The sequence below is a fragment of the Kitasatospora xanthocidica genome (genome assembly GCF_014656195.1).
GTDB classification, from domain to species: Bacteria; Actinomycetota; Actinomycetes; order Streptomycetales; family Streptomycetaceae; genus Kitasatospora; species Kitasatospora xanthocidica.
This window is the reverse complement of record NZ_BNBY01000006.1, coordinates 127,150-142,902: the sequence shown is the minus strand read 5'-3', so window position 1 is coordinate 142,902 and position 15,753 is coordinate 127,150. Positions and strand designations below refer to the sequence as shown.

The following is a 15,753-nucleotide window of genomic DNA, read 5'->3' as shown; positions in this document are numbered from 1 at the left end:
GGGAGCGGGCCCGGGTCAGATCCCAAGGCCGCGGATGATCAGGTCCAGCAGCGCGAAGACGAACAGCGAGATGCCCACGAACCCGTTCGTCTGGAAGAACGCCCGGTTGAGCTTCGACAGGTCGTTCGGCTTCACGATGGTGTGCTCGTACACGAAGGCGCCCGCGACGACCACCAGGCCGACCCAGAACGCCGCTCCGGCGTCCGTCAGGAGCGCGAACCAGCCCAGCAGGAGGGTGGTGAGGACGTGGCACACCCGGGCGCCCCGGATGGCCGCCGGGATGCCGAAGCGGGCCGGCACCGAGCGCACCTTGCCGTGCCGGTCGGACTCGACGTCCTGGCAGGCGTAGATGAGGTCGAAACCGCCGATCCAGATGCCGACCGCGACGCCCAGCACGACCGCGTCCCAGGACCAGCTGCCCGTGACGGCGAGCCAGGCGCCCACCGGGCCCATCGCCTGCGCGAGCCCCAGGATCGCCTGCGGGAAGTCGGTGAAGCGCTTGCCGTACGGGTAGACGACCATCGGCACCACGGCCACCGGGGCGAGCGCCAGGCAGAGCGGGTTGAGCATCGCCGCCGCGCCGAGGAACACCACCAGCGCGACCGCCGAGCCGACGTACGCGGTCTTCAACGACACCGCGCCGGTGACGAGTTCGCGCGAGGCCGTGCGCGGGTTCCGGGCGTCGATCTCGCGGTCGATGATCCGGTTGGCGGCCATCGCGAAGGTCCGCAGGCCGACCATGCAGACCGTGACGACGAACAACTGGCCCCAGTGCACCCGCTTGTCGGCCAGGAACATGGCCGTCAGCGCGGCGATGTACGCGAAGGGGAGGGCGAAGACCGAGTGCTCGATCATCACCAGACGCAGGAACGCCTTGGTGCGTCCCGGGGTTTCGACGGCAGCCGTACTCATCAGAGCCCGTACTCCTTCCAGCGGCGCGAGACCAGTGCGGCGGTGGCCGGGTCCGAGGAGACCATCTCGGGCCAGCCGCCGTCCCGGGTGTAGCCCTCCTCGGGCAGCTTGCGGGTCGCGTCGATGCCGGCCTTGCCGCCCCAGAACTGCTGGTACGAGGCGTGGTCGAGGTGGTCGACCGGGCCCTCGACCACGGTGAGGTCGCGGCTGTAGTCGACGTTGCCGAAGGCCCGCCAGGCGACTTCCTGGTAGTCGTGCACGTCGCAGTCGGAGTCCACCACGATGATCAGCTTGGTCAGCGACATCATGTGCGCGCCCCAGATCGCGTGCATCGTCTTCTGGGCGTGCTTGGGGTACTTCTTGTCGATCGAGACGATCACGCAGTTGTGGAAGCCGCCGGCCTCGGGCAGGTCGTAGTCGACGATGTCCGGGATGATGATCTTCAGCAGCGGCAGGAAGAAGCGCTCGGTGAACTTGCCCAGCGGGCCGTCCTCCGTCGGCGGGCGGCCGACCACGATGGACTGCAGGATCGGGCGGCGGCGCATCGTCACGCAGTCGATCTTCAGCGCCGGGAACGGCTCCTGCGGGGTGTAGAAGCCGGTGTGGTCGCCGAACGGGCCCTCGGGCAGCATCTCGCCGGGCTCCAGCCAGCCCTCCAGGACCACCTCGGCGTCGGCCGGGACCTGCAGCGGCACGGTCTTGCAGTCGACCATCCGCACCCGCTCCCCCGCGACGAAGCCGGCGAAGAGGTACTCGTCGATGTCGCCCGGCAGCGGCGCGGTGGCCGCGTAGGTGACGGCCGGCGGGCAGCCGAAGGCGATCGCGACCGGGAGGCGCTCGCCGCGGCGCTCGGCCACCGCGTAGTGGTTGCGGCTGTCCTTGTGGATCTGCCAGTGCATGCCGATGGTGCGGCGGTCGTGCCGCTGGAGCCGGTAGAGGCCGAGGTTGCGGACGCCGGTGTCCGGGTCCTTGGTGTGGGTGAGGCCCAGGTTGAAGAAGGAGCCGCCGTCCATCGGCCAGGTGAAGAGGGCGGGCAGCTCGTCCAGGTCGACGTCGTCGCCGGTGAGCACCACCTCCTGCACCGGGGCGTCGCCGGACTTCACGTGCCGCGGCGGGACGTGCGCCATCGAGGCGAGCTTGCCGAAGGCGTCGCGGAAGCCGGTGAAGCCCTGCGGCAGCTCCGGCTTGAGCAGGCCGGCGATCTTCTCCGCGATGTCGTCCGGGCCCTTGAGGCCGAGCGCCTTGGCCAGCCGCCGCTCGGTGCCGAAGACGTTCATCGCGAGCGGCATCGACGAGCCCTTGACGTTCTCGAAGAGCAGCGCCGGGCCCTTGGCCTTCTGCACCCGGTCGACGATCTCGCCGATCTCCAGGTGGGGATCCACCTCCGCCTTGATGCGCTTGAGGTCGCCTTCGCGGTCGAGGGCCCGGAGAAACGAGCGGAGATCGTCGTATGCCATGCCTGTCAGTATCCGCCACCAGATAGCCTGGCTTGCGTCAAGGGCCCGGGAAGGCGCCCGCCACTGCCGCCCGTTGGGGGGAGATCGCAGCCATGTTGCGGATTCTGCTGACCATCGTCCTTCCGCTCGCGCTCTGGGTCTGGGCGTTCGTCGACTGTCTGACCACGCCCGAGGACGAGGTGAAGCACCTGCCGAAGGTGGTCTGGGTGCTGATCGTGCTGCTCTTCCCGCCGCTGGGCCCGATCGCCTGGCTGATCGCCGGCCGGCAGCGCGGCTTCCTGCGGGTCGCGGCCGCCGACGGCCACCCGGGTCGCCCGGCGGCCGACGGTCCGGGGCGCCCGGCCGGGCGCGGCGGGCGGCCGCTCGCACCGGACGACGACCCCGAGTTCCTCGCCTCGTTGAAGAAGAACGACAAGGACCACGAGTCGATGCTGGAGCAGTGGGAGGCCGATCTGCGCCGCCGGGAGCGCGAGCTGCGCGACCGGGACGAGCCGGAGGACGGCCGGAAGCCCTGATCACCGGGGGTTCGCGCCTCCCTCCAACGGCCCACCCGAGCGTCCTGGGGTGGGCCACGGCCTTTTTGGCGCTTCCCTACGACTGGAGGCCGTCTCACACGGATGGCCGCCGTCCGGGCCCCCGGCTTGAGCGGACCTTGAGCGGCACCCCAGACGGCCGCCCTACATTACTGAGGGAAGGCCCTGACCTGCGCTTTTCTTCAGGCTCAGATCATCGGACCATCATCTGTCCGACAACCCCCGGTAATCGAACGAACACTGAGTGCCCCGGCTCCGACCCGACCGCTTCTGTGCAGGCCTGACAGCTAAACGAACCCGACCTTGTACGGAATCGACGCCGAAACCAGCGCACGGCCCCTCGTACAGTCATAAGTGAAGAAAGTGATTCGCGGCCGGGGGCACAGCAGACGTTGGCTGTCGGACAGTTCCCTCACCCTTGGAGTGGTTCGAGATGACGGTTGTGCATGAGGCGCCGGTCGACGGCGAGGTCCCCGAGGTCCCGGCCGACGCCCGCGGGCGGGTCGCCGAGCTGCACGAGCTGCGCGAGAAGGTCCTCCGCGGCCCCAGTGAGAAGGCCACCGAGGCCCAGCACGCCAAGGGCAAGCTGACCGCGCGCGAGCGCATCGAGCTGCTGCTGGACGAGGGCTCCTTCCACGAGGTCGAGCCGCTGCGCCGGCACCGCGCCCAGGGCTTCGGCCTGGAGGCCAAGAAGCCGCACACCGACGGCGTCGTGGTCGGCTGGGGCACGGTCCACGGCCGCACCGTCTTCACCTACGCGCACGACTTCCGGATCTTCGGCGGCGCGCTGGGCGAGGCCCACGCGCAGAAGATCCACAAGATCATGGACATGGCCATCGCGGCCGGCGCGCCGCTGGTCTCGCTGAACGACGGCGCCGGCGCCCGCATCCAGGAGGGCGTCACCGCCCTCGCCGGCTACGGCGGCATCTTCCAGCGCAACACCAAGGCCTCCGGCGTCATCCCGCAGATCTCGGTGATGCTCGGCCCGTGCGCCGGCGGCGCCGCGTACTCCCCCGCGCTGACCGACTTCGTCTTCATGGTCCGCGAGACCTCGCAGATGTTCATCACCGGCCCGGACGTGGTCCAGGCGGTGACCGGCGAGAAGATCACCCAGAACGGCCTCGGCGGCGCGGACGTGCACGCCGGCGTCTCCGGCGTGGCCCACTTCATCTACGACGACGAGCAGTCCTGCATCGAGGAGGTCCGCTACCTCCTCTCGCTGCTGCCGCAGAACAACCGCGAGATGCCCCCGCCCGTGATGAGCGAGGACCCGGTCGAGCGGAGCAACGACACCCTGCTGGACCTGGTGCCCGCCGACGGCAACCGCCCGTACGACATGCGCAAGGTGATCGAGGAGATCGTCGACCACGGCGAGTACCTGGAGGTCCACGAGCGCTGGGCCACCAACGTGCTGTGCGTGCTGGCCCGGATCGACGGCCACGTCACCGGCATCATCGCCAACCAGCCGCAGTCGCTGGCCGGCGTGCTGGACATCAACGCCAGCGAGAAGGCCGCCCGCTTCGTGCAGATGTGCGACGCCTTCAACATCCCGCTGGTCACCCTGCTCGACGTCCCCGGCTTCCTGCCCGGCGTCGACCAGGAGCACGGCGGCATCATCCGCCACGGCGCCAAGCTGCTGTACGCGTACTGCAACGCCACCGTGCCGCGCATCTCGCTGATCCTGCGCAAGGCCTACGGCGGCGCCTACATCGTGATGGACTCCCGCTCCATCGGCGCCGACCTCTCCTACGCCTGGCCGACCAACGAGATCGCCGTCATGGGCGCCGAGGGCGCGGCCAACGTCATCTTCCGGCGCGAGATCAACGCCGCCGAGGACCCGGAAGCCATGCGGGCCCAGAAGATCAAGGAATACAAGAGCGAGCTGATGCACCCGTACTACGCGGCCGAGCGCGGCCTCGTGGACGACGTCATCGACCCGGCCGAGACCCGCCGGGTGATCGCCTCCGCACTGGCGATGCTCCGCACCAAGCACGCCGACCTGCCCAGCCGCAAGCACGGCAACCCGCCGATGTAGTGGGCGCGGTGCGCACCGCAGCAGGCCGTACCGAGCCACCTCAGACCACAGCCACCGGGGGAGAAACCAGGACATGACCGCTTCCGCCGAACCGCTCGTCCGCATCGTCCGCGGCACCCTCACCGACGAGGAACTCGCCGCCCTGACCGCCGTCCTGATGGCGCGCGCCGCCGCCGCGCAGCACGCCGCCGCCACCGCGCAGGTCGAGCCGATCGCCAACTGGCAGCGCCTGGAGCGCCGCCCGGCCTACTACTCGCCGGTCAGCTGGCAGCAGGCCGCCTGACGCACCGCGGCTTCCGCCGACGGCCGGTCACCCCGCACGGGTGGCCGGCCGTCGGCCGTTCCCCGGCGGCGGACGCACCCTTCGCGCCCGTCCGGCCGGTGGCCGACCGCCCGTGCGCCGGACCGGCCGGCGGGCGGCTCGGTAGGATGCCTACTGGACGGTATGCCTCCGACGCCCCGTCGGCCCCCATAGGATCGGCCGCTGCCGAGGTACCAGAACTTTCCCAGGGAGGCTGCGATGGCCAGGCAGGCCCGCGCGCTGGCGACCCGCCAGGCGGTACTCCTCGCGGCGGCCGAGGTGTTCGACGAGCGGGGCTACGCCGCCGCCACGATGTCCGAGATCCTGGACCGCGCCGGCGTCACCAAGGGCGCGCTGTACTTCCACTTCCGCTCCAAGGAGGACCTGGCGCTCGCCGTCATCGAGGGGCAGGGCGCCTGGATCGCCGGCTGGCACCCGTCCTCGGACAGCTCGGTGCAGAACCTGATCGACCTCGGGTACGCCTTCGCCCGCGCGCTCCAGGACGACCCGCTGGTGCGCGGCAGCATCCGGCTGACGATCGAGCACGGCAGCTTCACCCAGCCGCAGATCGCGGCCTACCAGGGCTGGATGGACCTGGTCCGGGAGCTGCTGGAGCACGCCAGGGACGCCGGGGACCTCCACCCGGGGGTCGACCTGGTCGCGGCCTCCGGGGTGATCACCGGGGCCGTCACGGGGATCCAGCTGAGCTCCCAGGTGCTGGCCGACCGGCAGGACCTGATCCAGCGGATGGCCGACCTGTGGACGCTGCTGCTGCCCGGCCTGGTCCAGCCGCACGCGCTCGCCCGGCTGAGCGTGGCCGAGCGGGCCTGAGGCCCGGACGGCGGGCGCCCGCCGCGAGCCCTGCTGCGGGCCCGCAGCAGGCCCCCGGCGGGCGCACGGCGGGCCCACGGCGGGCCGGGGTCAGACCCGGTAGCCGGCCCGGTCCTCGGCCGCCACCAGGGCCGGCAGCGCGGCCGCCCAGACCCGGCGCACGGCCTCCGGCCGGGGCCGGTCGGCCTCCTCGCCCGACAGCAGCACCTGACCGGCCGCCACGGCGGTGAGCAGCTCGGCGGCGGCCCGCCGGTCCACCCCGGGGCACAGCTCCCCGGCCTCGGCGGCGCGGTCCAGCAGCCGGTGGACGACCGCGGTGAGGCTGCGCCAGGTGGCGTCCGGCCCCGGCGGGCCGCCCGGGCCTCCAGGGCCGTCGCCCCGGCGCAGGCCCTGGCGGCCGAGCCGGACGCCGGCCCGCACCACCACGTCCTCCCGGAGCATCCGGGCCAGCTCGTGCGAGAAGTCGATCAGCCCCTGGAGGGCCGGTCCGTCGGCGCGCAGGGCGCGCAGCGCGGCCGAGCCGACCTCCCGCCCGGCGGCGCGGCGCACCCCGTCGGCGAGGGCCTGCTTGGACACGAAGTGGAAGTAGAGGGCGCCCTTGCTGACGCCGGCGCGACGGCTGATGTCGACCAGGCTGGCGGCCTCGAAGCCCACCCGCGCGAAGGTCTCCGCCGCGGCTAGCAGCACGGCCTGCCGGGTCCGCCCAGCCCGTTCCTGCTTGACCACTGGCCCCCTCCGGACTCGGCCGGGCGCGATTCCCGCCCCGCCCGGCTGTTGTCGGCCCGCCCCCTGCCAGGAGCGGCGCTCGCATGCGGACGGCCGCGACCGAAACCGCATGGTTGGTATCTAATCTAGCGCCTGCTTCGCCCCCGCCGTCCAGCGGGGACCACCCCCCGCCCAAGGTCTGCGGTACCCCGTAGGGCATTGCCCCAGCCCACGGGGCGGGTAGCGTGAACGCGCCGGGCTGTGCGACCGGGGCACCCCAGTCGCCGAACACAAACCGGGTGGTATGTATGTTTTGCTCGGGCGTCCATGGCGGCCGCTCGACCGACACCCTGGGAGCGGGGGCCAGTCATGCCATCGATCGTAGAGCCGGACCCGCACGGCGCGTACGCCCGCCCCGGAACCGGCCAGGGCCCCGGTTCCGGCTACGACTTCCACGACCGGACCGTCTCCCGGCACCTGGTGCACCGCGCCTCGGTCTCCGAGGTCTTCCTCACCGGCTGGCAGGCCACCGGCCCGTACGACTTCCTGCTCGGCGCCCAGTGGCCCCGGCTGCACGGCTTCTACCGGCTGCCCGGCGACCGCTACCACGACCCGGTGCTGATGGCCGAGACCGTCCGGCAGGCCGGGCTGCTGATCGGCCACGCCGGGTTCGGGGTGCCGCGCGGCCACCACTTCGTGATGGAGGACCTCTCCTACGCGCTCGACGGGCCCGGCCTGCCCGGACTGGCCGTCGCCGCGGGCCCGGCCTCGCTGATGCTCGCCGTCGGCTGCGAGGACGTCCGGATGCGGCACGGCCGGCTGGTCTCGCTGCGGATCCGCGCGGAGATCACCCGGGACGGCCGGCCGGTCGGCCACGGCTCGGGCCAGCTGCGCGTCCTGTGCCCCGCCTCGTACGCCCGGCTCCGCGGCCCCGCGCGGCACGCCGTCGCCCCGCCCCGGCCGCCGGCCCCCACCGCGCCCGAACTCGTCGGCCGCGCCCAGCCCGCCGACGTGGTGCTCAGCCCGACCCTGCGGCCGGACACCTGGCTGCTGCGCGCCGACGCCGCGCACCCGGTGCTGTTCGACCACCAGCTGGACCACGTGCCAGGGATGCTGGTGCTGGAGGCCGCCCGGCAGGCCGCCCAACGGCTGCGCCACCCCGAACCGGTGGTCCCGGTCGAGCTGGTGACCTCCTTCGACCACTACATAGAGCTGGACCGCCCCTGCTTCGTCCGGGCCGTCCCCGAACCGGCCGCGGACGGCCGCCGGCTGCCCGTACGGGTCCAGCTGGTCCAGGACGGGCGGACGGCGGCCGAGTGCCGGCTGCTCACCGAGCCCCTGGACGGGCCGCTGGACGGGCCCGCCGAGGGCCCCACGGTGCCGCCGGCCCGGCGGGACGCCCTCGACGGCCGCCCCACCGCGCCGGGCCTCGGCAGCACCCGGCTGCCGCTGGCGAGCTGAACCCCGCCCCGGGGGCCGTCAGGCGGCCACCAGCGCCGACGACGGCCGCCCGGCGTGCATCACGCTGAGGTTGGCCGCCAGCCTGACCGGGTCCTGCGCCAGCCAGAGCCGCAGCGCCGCACCCAGGGCGGCGCTGGCCGACTCGATCCGGACGTCGGTGATCTGCGCGATCCGGGCCGCGCCGGGCACCAGCAGGTCCGCCAGCGGGGTCGGCAGCCAGACCGTCAGGGCGCACGGCGCCGGCATCGCGAGCGCGCCCAGCAGCCGGTAGGCGTCCCCCGGCGCGCTGAGCGTGGGGATGATGTCCAGCAGGGCGTCCGCCACCACCTCGGACACGTCGCTCCGGTGTCCCTGGGCGAGCCGGCGCAGCAGCAGCTGCTCTCCGGCGGTGATTCGGACGGTCAGCATGACCTCGTCGCACTCCATTGCGCGATTTCCTCCTCAGTTCCTCCCCGTACCGGCGCGGACGCGGCCGGCACGAACTACCCCTGTCACACCCAGGGCTCGTCTCCCGGGTCCTTGCCGGGCCCGCCTGATCCGACAAAACTCGGGAGACAAGCCCGGGCCCGGCTACCCCCTGTGGAATGCCGGGCCGGTGGGTGGTCGCGCCCCGGTCAGATCCCCGCGTACGAGTGCTTGCCGGTGACGAAGATGTTCACGCCGTAGTAGTTGAAGAGCCAGCAGGCGAAGGCCGCCAGCGCCAGGTAGGCGGCCTTGCGGCCCCTCCAGCCGGCCGTCGCGCGGGCGTGCAGGTAGCAGGCGTAGGCGACCCAGGTGATGAACGACCAGGTCTCCTTCGGGTCCCACTCCCAGTACTTGCCCCAGGCCGCCTCGGCCCAGATCGCGCCCGCGATGATGGTGAACGTCCACAGCGGGAAGACCAGCGCGTTGATCCGGTACGACAGCTTGTCGAAGGTCGACGCGGCGGGCAGGCGCTGCCAGACCGACGCCGGGGTGCCCAGCGATCCGGTGGCCAGGCCGGCCGCGGCCCGCTTCTCGAAGGAGTCCTTGCCCAGGTACAGCAGCGTGGCGATGAACGCGGCGTAGAACGCGCCGCCGCAGAAGATCGCGGTGGAGACGTGGATCGCCAGCCACGGCGAGTGCAGCGCCGGGACGAGCTGGTCGGAGTCGGTGTACAGCACCGTGGTGGCGATGCCCAGGGTCAGCAGCACCGCCAGGACGACCGGCAGGCCGAGCCAGCGGACCTTCTTCCGCGCGGCCAGCAGCACCAGGTACGCGGCCGCCATCGCGAAGGCGAAGGCGCAGGAGAACTCGTACATGTTGCCCCACGGCCAGCGGGACACCGACAGGCCGCGGGTGATGATGCCGCCGCCGTGCAGCATCAGCGCCAGCACGGTGAGGGAGACCGCGATCCGCCCGGCCAGGTCGGCCTTCTCGCTGGTGCCGGCCGCGCCCGGGCCGTCCTCCTCCTCGGCGCCGCGCCCGCTGGTGACCACCGTCGCGCCCTCGCCCGCGACCGCGGTGCGGGTGAGCGTGGTGGTGCCGCCGCCGGCCGCGGCCACGGTGACCGTGACCTTCTTCGCGGCCTTCTTCCCGGCCGCGGCGACGGCCTCGCCCAGGCTGCCCGACTGTTCCTTCGAGCGGACGGCGACGGCGCCCTTGCTGCCGAAGGTCCACTCGATCATGTGGGCGAACATGGCGAGCGTGTAGACCACCATCGCCGAATAGATCAGCTTGTTGGAGAGGTCGGCCAGCTGTGGGTCGACCGCCGAGGCGAGTTGCACCGTCTACTCCTTGGAGTTCTGGTCGGCAGGGACTGCGGGGGCTGAGGCCTCGGCCTCGGAGTCGTCGGGTGCCGCGGTGTCCTCCGCCGCGGCGGCGGGGGTGTCCTCCTCGGCGGAAGGCACGTCGTCCTCGGCTGAACCGGGGGCGTCCTCCTCCTCGGAGGCGGGCGCGTCGTCCTGGAGGTCCACCGCGAGTTCGGCCAGCTCCTCGGCGATCTTCGCCGACTCGCTGCGGCCCAGCCCGGCCAGCTCCACCTGGGTGCCGCCGCCCGGGAGGGCGACCGCCCGCACCCAGATCCGGCGGCGCTGGATGAACAGCGAGCCGATCAGGCCGAGGATCGCCAGCACGCCGCCGGTCAGGGCGATCACGTTGCCCGGGCGGTGCGAGACGTCGAAGCTGGCCCAGCGCTTGTAGCCCTCGAAGGTGACGCTGCCGTAGCCGTCCGGGAGCTCCCAGGCCTGGCCGGGCTTGAGCCGGACCTTGGCGGGCTGGCCGTCCTGGGTCAGCTGGGTCATCTTCCGCAGGTTGAGCTGGTAGATGTTCTGCGGGAGCCCGGAGTCGGTGCCCAGGTCGCCCGCGTAGGCGTTCAGCACCAGCTCCGGCGCCGCGTCGTCCGGGAACAGCGAGACCGGACCGGTGCCCTCGAAGCTGACCGGCGCGGTCGGCAGGAAGAAGCCGCTGAAGCCGAGCTGGGTCCGCTGGCCGTCCTTCTGGCCGTAGTCGGAGACCTTCACGACACCGGTGGAGGTCTGATTGCCGTCCTGCGGCAGGAACGGCGTGGCGCCGCTGTAGACGACGTCGCCCTTGGCGTTGCGGACGGTGACCACCGGGGCGAAGCCGTGGCCGATCAGGTAGACCTTGCTGCCGCCGATCTCCAGCGGGTGGTTGACCTCGATCGTGGACTTCTTCAGCTTCGACGTGTCACTGCCGGCCGCGTACTCGACGTTCGCGGTGAACTGCCGGGCGGCGCCGATCTGGGAGCCGCTGGACTGGAACTTCGCGGTGAAGGTGTCCAGCTTCAGGTAGAACGGGTCGAGGTCCTGGTTGCCGTAGAACCGGGTGCCGTTGAAGTCGTCGAGCTGGGTGATGGTGTTGGAGTAGGCCTCGCCCTCGACCATCAGCTTGCCGCCGGTGCCCGAGGCCAGGCTGGCCCAGGCGAAACCGCCGAGCAGCGCGAACAGCGACAGGTGGAAGAGCAGGTTGCCGACCTCGCGCAGGTAGCCCTTCTCGGCGGCCACCGCGCCGCCGGACAGGTTCGCGCGGAAGCCGCGCTTGCGCAGCAGCCGGTGGGCGGCGGCGTTCACCGCGTCGGGGTCCGCCGCGGTGCGCCAGGCGGCGTGCACCGGCATCCGGGTCAGGTTGCGCGGCGCGGCCGGCGGCTGGGCGCGCAGCACGCCGACGAACTGCCAGGTGCGCGGGACGATGCAGCCGGCCAGCGAGAGGAACAGCAGGATGTAGATCGCGGAGAACCAGACCGAGCTGTAGACGTCGAACAGCTGGAGCTTCTCGTAGACCGGCGCGACGGTGCCGTGCTGCGCCTTCCAGGCCTCGACCTTCAGCTGCCCTTGGCCGTTCTGGTACTGCGGGATCAGCGAGCCGGGGATGGCGGCCAGCGAGAGCAGGAAGAGCAGGACCAGCGCGACCCGCATCGAGGTCAGCTGACGCCACATCCAGCGCGCCCAGCCGAGCACCCCTATGCCGGTCGGCCCGTCGGACTCGACCGGCGCGGTGCTGAGCCGCTCGGCGGCGGTGTCGTCCGGCGCCGGGGGCTGCTCGGTCTCGGTCGTGGTGTTGCTCACGGGTCAGATTCCGATCTGGAAGTCGGCGGTCCAGGACTGCAGCTGGCTCATCATGGAGTCCCAGATCCCGGTGACGAGCAGCAGGCCGACCGCGACGAGCATGCCGCCGCCGATCCGCATCACCAGCGGGTAGTGCCGCTTGACCCAGCCGAAGGCGCCCAGCGCCCGACGGAAGGCCACCGCGGCCACGATGAACGGTACGCCGAGGCCGAGGCAGTAGAACGTCATCAGCAGCGCGCCGCGCTCGGCGTCGGCCTGGTTCAGGGCCAGGTTCTGGACGGTCGCCAGGGTCGGGCCGATGCACGGCGTCCAGCCGACGCCGAAGACCACGCCGAGCAGCGGGGCACCGAGCAGGCCGACCGCCGGCCGGCGGTGGGAGCGCACCTCACGCATGCTCAGGCCGGGGACGAGACCCATGAAGGCGAGGCCCATCACGATCGTCACCGACCCGAGCACCATCGAGATGACCCGCTTGTGCTCCTGGAGGGTGTCGCCGAACTGGCCGAACAGCGCCCCGCCCGAGACGAACACGGCGGTGAAGCCGAGGATGAACAGCGTCGCCCCGAGCAGCATCCGGCCGCGCCGCGCGCCGCGCGCGTCCGCGAGGTCGGCGGCGGAGAAGCCGGTGACGTACGACAGGTAGCCGGGGACGAGCGGCAGCACGCAGGGGGAGAAGAACGACACCAGGCCGGCGGCCACCGCGATCGGCGCGGCCACCAGCAGCGCTCCGCTCTGGAGGGTGCCGGTGTTGTCGGCGAGCTGCTGCGGCAGGCTCACTGCTTCTGCTCCGCGACCACCGGCTGCAGGATCGACTCCAGCGCGTCCTGCGTGGTGCCGCCGACGGCGCGGGCGGCCAGCTTGCCGTCGCGGTCGACGATCAGGGTGGTCGGGATCGACTGGGGGTTGAGGCTGCCCTTGGGGAACTTGAGCAGCTGGGTGCCGGCCGGGTCGAAGATGCTCGGGTAGTTGACGCCCTGCTCCTGCTCGAAGCGGACGGCGTTGCCCTTCTCGGTGTCCCGGGTGTTGACGCCGAGGAACTGGACGCCCTGGTCCTTGTACTTGTCCGCGACGGCCTGCAGGCTCTTCGCCTCGGCCCGGCACGGGCCGCACCAGGAGCCCCAGACGTTCAGCACGACGACCTTGCCCCGGTAGTCGGAGAGCTTGGTCTGGCTCCCCTCCAGGGTCTCCCCGGAGATGTCCGGCGCGTCCCCGCGCTTCCCGGCGTCCGCCGTCGACAGGTTGGTGCCCTTGACCGTGACGAAGCCGACCTGGCCCTCGCCGCCGGCGGACGAACCCGAGGAGGAGCAGCCGGTGAGGGCGAGCGCGGCGGCCGCGGCGGTGGCGACGGCGGCTGCGGCGACACGGGGACGGGGGCGCGTCATGGCAGACATGTGAAAAGTTTCGCATGGAGTTCCGGGCAGGTTCGGGGGGGTCCTGCCTTGCGCGTCGCACCCCCGCTGACCTGCTACGACTTCGGGTCACCCGGCGCTCGCCAGGTGACCCGAAGTCATACTTACGCACCGCTTACGGGCCGTGCGGCGGACCAGCGACAGGCCCTACGCGCCGAAGCTCTTGCCCACCGGCTTGTCGCCCTTGCGGCCCTTGCCCACCAGGTGCGCGGGCAGCAGGTCGCGGGCCGGCTCGCGGTAGCCGACCGAGACGATCCGGTCGCCCTCGAAGGTGAAGCTGGTCAGCGAGGCCAGCGAGCACTGCCGGTTGCGCGGGTCGTGCCACAGCCGGCGGCGCTCGACGAAGGACCGCAGGATCCAGATCGGCAGCTGGTGGCTGACACAGACCGCCTCGTGCCCGCGCGCCGCGTCCCGGGCCGCGCCGAGCGCGCCCATCATCCGCACCACCTGGTCGAGGTACGGCTCGCCCCAGGAGGGCTTGAACGGGTTGGTGAGGTACTTCCAGTACCCCGGGTTGCGCAGCGAACCGTCGCCGACCCCGAAGGTCTTGCCCTCGAAGACGTTCTCCGCCTCGATCAGCCGCTCGTCCGCCGCGACGTCCAGGCCGTGCGCCTTGGCGATCGGCTCGGCGGTCTCCTGGGCCCGCTCCAGCGGCGAGGCCACCACGTGGGTGATGTCCCGGCCGGCCAGGTCCTCGGCCACCCGGTCGGCCATCCGCCGGCCCAGCTCGGACAGGTGGTAGTCCGGCAGCCGCCCGTACAGGACGCCCTCCGGGTTGTGCACCTCGCCGTGCCGCATCACGTGGACGACGGTGATCTCTTTGGCGCTCACTTCTCGACTGCTCCTGGGACTCGGGGTGGACTAGGCCGTGGCGGCGGCAGCGGCGCGCGCGGCGGCGGGCAGGGCGGCGGCGATCCGCTCGATCGCCCGCTCGTCGTGGGACGCCGAGACGAACCAGGACTCGAAGGCGGACGGCGGCAGGTAGACGCCCTCGGCCAGCATCGCGTGGAAGAAGGCGGTGAAACGGTACGCCTCCTGGGTCTTCGCCTCGTCGTAGTTCGTCACGGCGGCCTCGGTGAAGAACACCGAGAACATGTTCCCGGCCGTCTGCAGCCGGTGCGCCACGCCCTCCTTGGCCAGCGCCTCGGAGACCAGGCCGGAGACCTCGGCGGCGACCTCGTCCACCCTCGCGTACACCTCGTCGGTGCAGCCGCGCAGCTGGGCCAGGCCGGCCGCGGTGGCGATCGGGTTCCCGGACAGGGTGCCCGCCTGGTAGACCGGGCCGGCCGGGGCCAGGTGGGCCATCACGTCGGCGCGGCCGCCGAAGGCCGCGGCCGGGAAGCCGCCGCCCATGACCTTGCCGAAGGTCAGCAGGTCCGGGGCCCAGCCCTCGTTCGCGGCCTCCAGGCCGTACCAGCCCGCCTTGGAGACGCGGAAGCCGGTCATCACCTCGTCGGAGATGAACAGCGCGCCGTTCTCCCGGCAGGCCTTGGCCAGGCCCGCGTTGAAGCCGGGCAGCGGTGGGACGACGCCCATGTTGCCGGGCGAGGCCTCGGTGATCACGCAGGCGATCTCGCCCGGGTGGGCCGCGAAGGCCCGCTCGACGGCGGCCAGGTCGTTGTACGGCAGCACGATGGTGTCGCCGGCCTGGGCGCCGGTGACGCCCGGGGTGTCCGGCAGGCCGAAGGTGGCCACGCCGGAACCGGCGGCGGCCAGCAGGGCGTCCACGTGACCGTGGTAGCAGCCGGCGAACTTCACGACCTTCGCCCGGCCGGTGAAGCCGCGGGCCAGCCGGATCGCGGACATGGTGGCCTCGGTGCCGGAGGAGACCAGGCGGACCTGCTCGACCGGGGCGACCCGGGCGACGATCTCCTCGGCCAGCTCGACCTCGCCCTGGCCGGGCGTGCCGAAGGAGGTGCCGAGGGTGACGGCCCGCTGGACGGCGTCGATCACCGCGGGGTGCGCGTGGCCGAGGATCATCGGACCCCACGAGCACACCAGGTCGACGTACTCGCGGCCGTCGGCGTCGGTGAGGTAGGGGCCGGTACCGGACACCATGAAGCGCGGCGTGCCGCCGACCGCGCGGAAGGCGCGCACCGGGGAGTTGACGCCGCCGGGCGTCACCACGGAGGCGCGATCGAACAGCGACTGGGACTGGGGGGCTTCGTAGGGGTAGCTCACGGGAGACATGGTCTCAAATCGTGTCCTTGCCCTCTGCATGTCGGACCCGATCATCTGGAACGATGATCCGGGCACCGTTGTCTGTACGGTTGTCCCTACAGTCCGTACCGACGGGGCCGCTGAGCGCTCCGGAGGACGGACCAGTCAGACTGTGTGCACAGGGTGCGCGAGCGCTCCCGTTGTGTGCAGGGGTGTGGAAGAGGACTGCTGTGCGCCGCGAGTGGGTACGGCCCACGAGTGGGTAGGGCCCGCGAGTGGGTACGGCGGCGCATGACGGGTAAGGAGCACGTCCGGAGGGACGCCGGACGTGCGGGGGTCTGTCGATTCCGGCGAATTCCGGTGAGGATGGTCCGAGTGTCCGAGGCGCAGGACGGCTACGACGA

15 protein-coding genes are annotated in these 15,753 nt (G+C 72.1%); 5 read left to right on the top strand and 10 right to left on the bottom strand.

What is annotated here, in order from left to right:
* Positions 1-15: 15 nt before the first annotated feature.
* On the bottom strand, positions 16-912 hold the full coding sequence (mqnP, locus tag IE332_RS13010; protein WP_189915981.1) for a menaquinone biosynthesis prenyltransferase MqnP: 897 nt from the start codon (positions 910-912) through the stop codon (positions 16-18).
* A complete protein-coding gene (locus tag IE332_RS13005; RefSeq protein WP_189915980.1) occupies positions 912-2,369 on the bottom strand; it encodes a menaquinone biosynthesis decarboxylase in 1,458 nt (485 codons plus the stop codon). Before IE332_RS13005 ends, mqnP begins: the two co-directional genes overlap by 1 nt.
* Before the next feature lie 92 nt (positions 2,370-2,461).
* Here IE332_RS13005 and IE332_RS13000 point away from each other — a divergent pair, with 92 nt between their 5' ends.
* The 4 genes from IE332_RS13000 to IE332_RS12985 all read left to right on the top strand — a co-directional run bounded on the left by IE332_RS13000 (position 2,462) and on the right by IE332_RS12985 (position 6,069).
* On the top strand, positions 2,462-2,884 hold the full coding sequence (locus IE332_RS13000; protein ID WP_189915979.1) for a PLD nuclease N-terminal domain-containing protein: 423 nt from the start codon (positions 2,462-2,464) through the stop codon (positions 2,882-2,884).
* A 451-nt stretch (positions 2,885-3,335) separates the two neighbouring features.
* Positions 3,336-4,937 carry an acyl-CoA carboxylase subunit beta gene (locus tag IE332_RS12995; RefSeq protein ID WP_189915978.1) on the top strand — a complete coding sequence of 534 codons (1,602 nt, stop codon included), beginning with the start codon at positions 3,336-3,338 and terminating at the stop codon, positions 4,935-4,937.
* 73 nt (positions 4,938-5,010) lie between these two features.
* A complete protein-coding gene (locus IE332_RS12990; protein WP_189915977.1) occupies positions 5,011-5,220 on the top strand; it encodes an acyl-CoA carboxylase subunit epsilon in 210 nt (69 codons plus the stop codon).
* A gap of 237 nt (positions 5,221-5,457) precedes the next feature.
* Positions 5,458-6,069, top strand: coding sequence for a ScbR family autoregulator-binding transcription factor (locus IE332_RS12985; RefSeq protein WP_189915976.1), 612 nt, complete (start codon positions 5,458-5,460; stop codon positions 6,067-6,069).
* Between the two features lie 90 nt (positions 6,070-6,159).
* Here IE332_RS12985 and IE332_RS41870 read toward each other — a convergent pair whose 3' ends face one another.
* Positions 6,160-6,795: a ScbR family autoregulator-binding transcription factor gene (locus tag IE332_RS41870; RefSeq protein WP_189915975.1), complete on the bottom strand. Its 636-nt coding sequence runs from the start codon at positions 6,793-6,795 to the stop codon at positions 6,160-6,162.
* A 348-nt stretch (positions 6,796-7,143) separates the two neighbouring features.
* Between IE332_RS41870 and IE332_RS12975 the strand changes: the two genes are divergently transcribed.
* Positions 7,144-8,235 (top strand): ScbA/BarX family gamma-butyrolactone biosynthesis protein, encoded by a 1,092-nt coding sequence (locus IE332_RS12975; RefSeq protein ID WP_189915974.1) that lies wholly within the window; start codon positions 7,144-7,146, stop codon positions 8,233-8,235.
* Between the two features lie 18 nt (positions 8,236-8,253).
* Here the strand turns inward: IE332_RS12975 and IE332_RS12970 are convergent, their stop codons facing one another.
* The 7 genes from IE332_RS12970 to hemL all read right to left on the bottom strand — a co-directional run bounded on the left by IE332_RS12970 (position 8,254) and on the right by hemL (position 15,379).
* Complete coding sequence (locus IE332_RS12970; protein WP_189915973.1) at positions 8,254-8,661, bottom strand: hypothetical protein; 408 nt, start codon at positions 8,659-8,661, stop codon at positions 8,254-8,256.
* Positions 8,662-8,849: 188 nt separating this feature from the next.
* A complete protein-coding gene (gene ccsB / locus IE332_RS12965; RefSeq protein ID WP_189915972.1) occupies positions 8,850-9,980 on the bottom strand; it encodes a c-type cytochrome biogenesis protein CcsB in 1,131 nt (376 codons plus the stop codon).
* Positions 9,981-9,983: 3 nt separating this feature from the next.
* Entirely contained in the window at positions 9,984-11,780 is a 1,797-nt protein-coding gene (resB, locus tag IE332_RS12960; protein WP_229928562.1) for a cytochrome c biogenesis protein ResB, read from the bottom strand.
* A 3-nt stretch (positions 11,781-11,783) separates the two neighbouring features.
* Complete coding sequence (locus IE332_RS12955) at positions 11,784-12,557, bottom strand: cytochrome c biogenesis CcdA family protein (RefSeq protein WP_229928561.1); 774 nt, start codon at positions 12,555-12,557, stop codon at positions 11,784-11,786.
* Positions 12,554-13,171 (bottom strand): TlpA family protein disulfide reductase, encoded by a 618-nt coding sequence (locus IE332_RS12950; protein WP_189915971.1) that lies wholly within the window; start codon positions 13,169-13,171, stop codon positions 12,554-12,556. The genes IE332_RS12955 and IE332_RS12950 overlap by 4 nt, the downstream gene beginning before the upstream one ends.
* A gap of 165 nt (positions 13,172-13,336) precedes the next feature.
* Positions 13,337-13,987 carry a histidine phosphatase family protein gene (locus IE332_RS12945; RefSeq protein WP_189916225.1) on the bottom strand — a complete coding sequence of 217 codons (651 nt, stop codon included), beginning with the start codon at positions 13,985-13,987 and terminating at the stop codon, positions 13,337-13,339.
* Between the two features lie 63 nt (positions 13,988-14,050).
* On the bottom strand, positions 14,051-15,379 hold the full coding sequence (hemL, locus tag IE332_RS12940) for a glutamate-1-semialdehyde 2,1-aminomutase (protein ID WP_189915970.1): 1,329 nt from the start codon (positions 15,377-15,379) through the stop codon (positions 14,051-14,053).
* Between the last annotated feature and the right edge of the window lie 374 nt (positions 15,380-15,753).